Here is a 5,181-nt window from a genome sequence, read left to right as displayed (position 1 = left end):
AAAAATCAAACCGTAGATCATCTGCATCATCAGCATGCCGGAATTTGATGTTAAATCACTACCATTAAAATTTATTTTTAAATTTGACTTGAAATTTACCTTTTTTTCAGTTATAGTAACCATTAGGAGTCCCTCCTTTTAATTTGGTTTGGTTACTATTATTATAAAGGAAAGGGGCTCCTTTTTCTATGTTTTTAGAGGAAAAATTTCAAAAAACTCTTTCACCCACCGGGTGAAAATAATATTTTGATAGAATGTTGCTATATTAGGACTGATAATTTATTTCGTGGTTGCTATGAATAATTCAGGTTTTATTATAAAATTTCAAAATTTTCATAATATTAGATTTAACAATAGATTGTTGAGATTGGAGGAATAAAAATGAAAGAAAATGAAAATTCATTTATCGGTGAGATTTTATTAGAAAAAAACTTGATTACAAAATCAGACTTAAATAAAGCACTTAAAATCCAGAAAGAATCAGGGGGCTTAATTGGAGAAATTTTAATTTCTGAAGGTCTGGCTAGAGCAATTGACTTTTACCAGGCTTTAGTAGATAAAATTGGTTTAGAGTTTGGCAGTGATAATTTAGAAAAACACAAAGAATTCATTGATCTTAATCTAATTAATAGTTTCGAACTTGAAACTTATATTATTAATCAGTTTTTATTGTTAAAAAAAGAAAATAATAAGCTAAAAATTATGGTCACCAGACAAAATAATAAAGAGGTAAAAAGAATTATAAGGAGAAAATTTTCTGATGTAGAAGTTGAAGAATTATTGATTACAAATAGAGACTTAAGAATGATTTTAGAAAGCATCTATAAGGATGAAATGGTTAAAGAAGCTGTTGAAGGATTATTTTATCGTCATCCCGAAGAATCAGCATCCAGAGTTTTTACAAAATCGCAAATAATATTTTTTATTTTATTAACTGCTGCTTTTGTTTATTCTTTTATTTACTACCGAAGTGCTAGTATCAATTTTTTACTTTATTTCTTTAATCTATTGTTTATGGGATCTATTTTATTTAAATTTGTTTTAAGCATAATCGGTGCTCTGCAGGAAAGAGAAGAGTTTATTACCAAGGAAGAAGTGGAATCACTAGATGAAAAAGAATTACCGATTTATAGTATTTTAGTTCCAGTATATAAAGAACCAAAAGTTATTGGAACCTTGATTCAGAACTTAAAAAAATTAGATTATCCCAGTTCAAAATTAGATATTTTATTTTTATTTGAAGAAGATGATTTAGAAACTATCAATAAGGCAAAAGAAGCACATCCACCTGATAACTGGAATTTTATTTATATACCGGAAAGTCATCCTCAGACTAAACCTAAGGCCTGCAACTATGGGCTGAAGGAAGCAAGAGGAGAATTTTTAACAATTTATGATGCAGAAGATATGCCAGAACCAGATCAGCTGAAAAAAGCATATATTGCATTCCAGAAATCTGATGATAAAGTTATTTGTTTTCAGTCAGCTTTAAATTATTTTAATCGTAAGGATAATTTACTAACTAAATTATTTACTCTAGAGTATTCTTATTGGTTTGACTACATGCTGCCTGGTTTAGATGCACTTAAATTACCAATCCCTCTTGGTGGCACTTCAAATCATTTTAGGATTGAAAAGTTAAGAGAGTTGGGAGGCTGGGATCCTTTCAATGTTACAGAAGATGCTGACCTTGGAATTAGGGCAAATGCTAGAGGATATAAGGTTGGTATTTTAAATTCTACGACTTATGAAGAAGCTAATAATAAAGTTAAAAACTGGATTAATCAACGATCACGCTGGCAGAAAGGATATTTACAGACTTTTTTAGTTCATAATCGACAGCCGTTAAAATTTATTCAAAGTGTAGGCCTGAGAGGTTGGTTTACCCTGCAGATATTCATCGGAGGAAGTGTGTTAACTCATTTAGTTGCTCCATTCTTTTGGTTGTTATTTTTATTTTGGTTGTTAAGTGGTATGGCTTTTGCAGCTGAATATCACGTTGGATTACTCTTATATATTTCCTTTTGGAATTTATTATTTGGTAATTTTTTAGGAATTTATTTATCTACAATGGCAGTTTTTAAAAGAAAATACTATGATTTGGTTATTTATGCATTACTTAATCCGATTTATTATTTATTACAGTCAGTTGCAGCCTGGAAAGCTTTAAAACAACTATTTTTTAATCCTTTTTATTGGGAAAAAACTGAGCATGGTTTAACTGAAAAAGAGGTGAGTGATGATGTTGATTTTTAAATTAATTATATTTTCATTTGCTAATTATTTTTTAACTGAATACTTTAAAGAACAGGAAACAGCTTATCTCTTTTTAGGTAGTTTAACAACTGCTTTAGTCTACCTATTGCTGCCGGAATTTATAATTATCTTACCCTTTTATATAGTTATTTTCTTTTTTGCCTTAGACCAAAAAGAAAAGAAAAAAAGGCCGGCTCAATTAATGACATTTTTAATGCCAACTCTGGCAGCAGCATTTTCCTTAAGCTATATTAGCTGGATTTATGGTTATGGTATGCGTTTAATTTATTTAAGTGGGAGTATATTTGATTTGTCAGCCGTTGGAGTTTTTTCGTTAAATTTTAATTCTTTTTTATTAAATTTAGCTAAAAATATTCCTCTAGTGTCTCTAATATATTTATTTGTTTTTTTCTGGCTTTTATTTAAAAAAACACCGATTAGAGTTTATGTTTATCTATATTTATCACCAGTACTTTTATATGTAGGATATTCTTATATTAATGGAAGTAATCCAGGTATAATTTTTTATGTTCCAATGCTTTTATTTTCTTTATTTTATTTTTTGATCTTTTCAGATGAGTTTTCTCTTACAATGGAACGTTTTTTCTATTTTTTTCTTATTCTAAATTTTATAACCTTACTCTTATATTTGTTAGCTGTAATGATCATCTTACCAGCTTTCGAAACAGGATTAATAGAATATTTGGATAATCTTTTAAACCCAGTTTTAGTCTACTTTAAAGAATATGCAGTTGAAAATTGGCCGGGGCCTGGCTTAGAATTGATTAGATATTTTTATTTTAGGTAGTATTATTTCAAAAAAGGTTTTGTAGGAGGTGCTCAAGTGAAAATAGCACTCATAATGGCAGGAGGTAATGGCTCACGTTTTTGGCCTTTAAGCCGAAAAGACAGGCCTAAACAGTTTTTAAAGTTGAATAGTGATAAAAAAACACTTTTAGAGCAAACAGTAGAAAGAGTCAATCTCATAATCCCCAAAGAACAAATTTTTATTGCAACAAATGTAAATTATGAGGCAGCAGTGAAAGAAAAAATTGATTGTATACCAGAAGAAAATATAATATTAGAAGAAGTTAGTAAAAATACAGCTCCGGCAATTACAATGGCAGTTTTAAAAATTGAAAAGATCTATCCGGGCTCAACAATTTTTATCTTACCATCAGATCATTTGATAAATGGTGAAAAGAATTTTACTGATCTCTTATTAAGAGGCGGAGAAATTGCTGAAAGTAAAAATGCTGTCTTAACTATTGGGATTGAACCAAAATACCCAGAAACTGGTTACGGCTATATTCATGTCAGCAGTGACCAACTTGTATCTGACGATCAGGAATACTATACGGTACAGAATTTTGAGGAAAAACCTGATCTTAAAACTGCAGAAAAATATTTAGCAGCAGGTAGTTATTACTGGAATAGTGGAATTTATATAACACCAGCTAAATTATTGCTGCAGGAAATAGAAAATAAATTAAGCTCGTTATATAATAACTGTAAAAAGATAATGGGAATTAGCGAGTATAAAAGTTTATCCCATATTAGAGAGAAAACTAAGATAACAAAAATCAAAAATATCTACAGTGAATTGGAGAATATTTCAATAGAATATGGTGTGATTGAAAAACTAGAAGAAATTTATTTATTAAAGGCTAATTTTATTTGGGATGATTTAGGAAGCTGGACTTCTTTAGAACGGGTAAATAAAAAAAATAGTGAGAATAATATTGTTGTAGGAAAGCATTTAGGTATTGATACTAGTGATTCAATAATATACAGCTGTGATCGAATTGTGACTACAGTGGGTATAAAGAATCTGATAATTGTTAATACAGGAGATGCTGTTTTAATTTGTGATAAAGGTAAAGCTCAGGAAATTAAAGAATTGAGAAAATTAATTGAAAAAGAAAATTTAGAGGAATATCTTTAATAAAACTTGACTTGGTGCATTTGTTCTGATAATATCTAATCAAATAGAATAATGATTCTTTAAATTAGTCCAGAGAGGCTAGTAAGGGAAAATATAAATTTTAGCAGCCTTCTTACTATGCCGTGAGAAGGTTATTTTTTTGTCGCTAGAGAGATGTTCTCCCCATAAAGGAGGTAATGTTTTGGATAAGACAGAAATGAAGATTAAAAAAGAACTAATTGATTCATCTGCTATGAGCAGAGCTATTACAAGAATTGCCCATGAAATTTTAGAAAAAAACAAAGGTACTGAAGATTTGGTTTTAATTGGTATTAGAACCAGAGGAGTACCTCTTGCTGAAAGATTGGCAGCAAGAATTGAAGAAATCGAAGGGCAAAAACTACCAACAGGTATTTTAGATATTACCCTTTATCGGGATGATCTTTCAACAGTTGCCCAGCAGCCGATTGTTCATCGGACAGAAATACCTTTTGATATCACAGGCAAAAAAGTTGTTCTTGTAGATGATGTGCTTTATACAGGTCGAACTGTTAGGGCAGCACTCGATGCACTAATTGATTTAGGGCGTCCTTTACAGATTCAGCTGGCAATAATGATTGATAGAGGTCATAGAGAACTGCCAATCAGAGCAGATTTTGTTGGCAAAAATTTGCCAACTTCTAAAACAGAGGTTGTAGATGTTAATCTTAAAGAAATTGACGGAAAAGATGCAGTTTTACTGCTGGAAAAAACTTAAGTTTAAATAATTTAATAAAAGATCCTTTAAATTGGTCCAGAGAGGCCGGTAAGGAATTAATTCAGCAGACTCTATTTCTGTTAAAGCAGATAGAAAATGCTTAAAGAATTTAAACTCCTTATCAGTTAAATTGGTAGGGAGTTTTTTTAGTGTGCTCCGTAAATTATTCTGATAATAGGTGAAAGTCCTATCTATGTTGTGGCATGTATCATGTAGAAGTCAACAATGACAGGGTGTTCACCGT

4 protein-coding genes are annotated in these 5,181 nt (G+C 30.3%); all 4 read left to right on the top strand.

The genetic code is table 11. The features are described 5' to 3' along the window. The first annotated feature begins 381 nt into the window (after positions 1–381). The 4 genes from C7954_RS13245 to pyrR all read left to right on the top strand — a co-directional run bounded on the left by C7954_RS13245 (position 382) and on the right by pyrR (position 4,937). Positions 382–2,256 (top strand): glycosyltransferase, encoded by a 1,875-nt coding sequence (locus tag C7954_RS13245; protein ID WP_133505847.1) that lies wholly within the window; start codon positions 382–384, stop codon positions 2,254–2,256. Beyond that, positions 2,243–3,064, top strand: coding sequence for a hypothetical protein (locus C7954_RS13240; RefSeq protein ID WP_133505845.1), 822 nt, complete (start codon positions 2,243–2,245; stop codon positions 3,062–3,064). Before C7954_RS13245 ends, C7954_RS13240 begins: the two co-directional genes overlap by 14 nt. Before the next feature lie 36 nt (positions 3,065–3,100). Next, positions 3,101–4,201, top strand: coding sequence for a mannose-1-phosphate guanylyltransferase (locus tag C7954_RS13235; protein WP_133505843.1), 1,101 nt, complete (start codon positions 3,101–3,103; stop codon positions 4,199–4,201). Positions 4,202–4,397: 196 nt separating this feature from the next. After that, positions 4,398–4,937, top strand: a complete 540-nt coding sequence (gene pyrR, locus C7954_RS13230; RefSeq protein WP_089719922.1) for a bifunctional pyr operon transcriptional regulator/uracil phosphoribosyltransferase PyrR — start codon at positions 4,398–4,400, stop codon at positions 4,935–4,937. Positions 4,938–5,181 lie beyond the last annotated feature (244 nt).

It is taken from the genome of Halanaerobium congolense (assembly GCF_004366375.1).
Lineage (GTDB): Bacteria > Bacillota > Halanaerobiia > Halanaerobiales > Halanaerobiaceae > Halanaerobium > Halanaerobium congolense.
The sequence above is the reverse complement of the archived record's forward strand: the minus strand, read 5'-3'. Positions and strand labels throughout refer to the sequence as shown.